The organism is Candidatus Saccharimonadia bacterium (assembly GCA_035544015.1).
Classification (GTDB): Bacteria; Patescibacteriota; Saccharimonadia; order UBA4664; family UBA4664; genus UBA5169.
In genome coordinates, this window is the sequence record DATKIP010000035.1 from 1 (window position 1) to 1,355 (window position 1,355).

At 62.1% G+C, this 1,355-nt stretch carries 1 protein-coding gene; it reads right to left on the bottom strand.

Annotated elements, in window-relative coordinates:
* On the bottom strand, window positions 1-1,091 hold a 1,091-nt coding region (locus VMT30_02305), incomplete at its 3' end, for an IS5 family transposase (GenBank protein ID HVQ43772.1).
* Window positions 1,092-1,355 lie beyond the last annotated feature (264 nt).

Consider the following 1,355-nt stretch of genomic DNA (forward strand, 5'->3'; position numbering starts at 1 on the left):
CGGCGAACCTGGCCGCTGATCCAGACCTTGAACCGGTCGGGATAGTTGTGGCCGCGATAGCCCTTGTCGCCGTGGATGCGGCGCGCTGCGACACCTGTGAGCTTTTCGAGATCGGCGATGACGGGACCGAGCGTGTGGCCGTCATAGGGATTGCCGTGCAGGGCCTTGGCATGCAGCACGAACTGCCCGCCTTTGGGCGCGGTGGCAGGCGTGGCAATCGAGACTTTGCAGCCAAACTCGTAAGGTGCCCGGGCCTTGCCTTTGCCGATGCACTCCACCTCGGGGGCGTGCAACGAGTAGACCTTGGGACCGCGCTGACGCTGCTCTTGATGGCGAACCCGGTGGGCGAGATCGAGCAGCGGACCAAAGCGATCCTCAAGCGCAGGGTCGCCCTCGATCTTGCGTCTGATGTCACGGATGATGCGGCCAAGCCGGGTGCGCAGGAATTTGAGTTCTCGCCGGGCGCGCTTGAACTGGTGGGCATGCGTGTAGCGCCCCACCATGATGGCGGCGCGCTTGGCCACGCGCAGATAGCTCTGGCGCAGTTCGATGCCCTCGCGTTTGGCCAAATCGACCAGCTTCTCGATCGCCCGGTGCATCAGCCGCGCATCGCTCGGATGCGCGATCGCCTTCTCCTGGACGGTGGTGTCCACAACGACCCGCTCGAGATCTTTGGTCTCGATCGCCCCAGTTCGATGCGCCACCGAGAGGCTTTCTTGCAGCAGCGCGGCGATCTGCTCCTCGCCCAGCCGCTGGCGCCAGCGGGTCAGCGACGAGCGATCGAACGGCAGGTCGTGCCGGAACACCACTTCGCCGCAGAAATACTGAAAATACGGGTTCTCGACCCACCTGTCGCACAGCGCCTCGTCAGAGAGATTGTGCATGTGCTTGAGGATGAACAGTCCGGCTACCAATCGTGTCGGCAACGGCGGCTGCCCCGGCCCGAGGCGACAGACCGAACTGAAGCGTCCCGCCAGGAAGTCCCAATCAATCTCCGCCGCCAGACGCACCAGCGGATGGCGAAGGTTGATGATCTTCTCCAGAGATGGACGAAACAGATCGTCCTGACGATCGTCGCGCGGCTGGCTCATGGGTTCTCCCCAACGGCGAATCTCGCCGTCCAAGGAATCACGAAGCCGCTAAATCCGGAATCCCAAAACGCAAGAAAACCACCACCCACCCACGGCTTTCTTGCAAAATCGAATACTTGCTCACGACAAATCACAGCGACGGATCAATCGCTTCCGAATTCTTCACGGGCGACGAGCTACGGTTCTGATTCTGCCGGGACCGGAAGCGCGGGTTGGGATCCGCGCCCGCTCAGGGAATATTCCGGTAGCTGTGTGAAGTTCCAT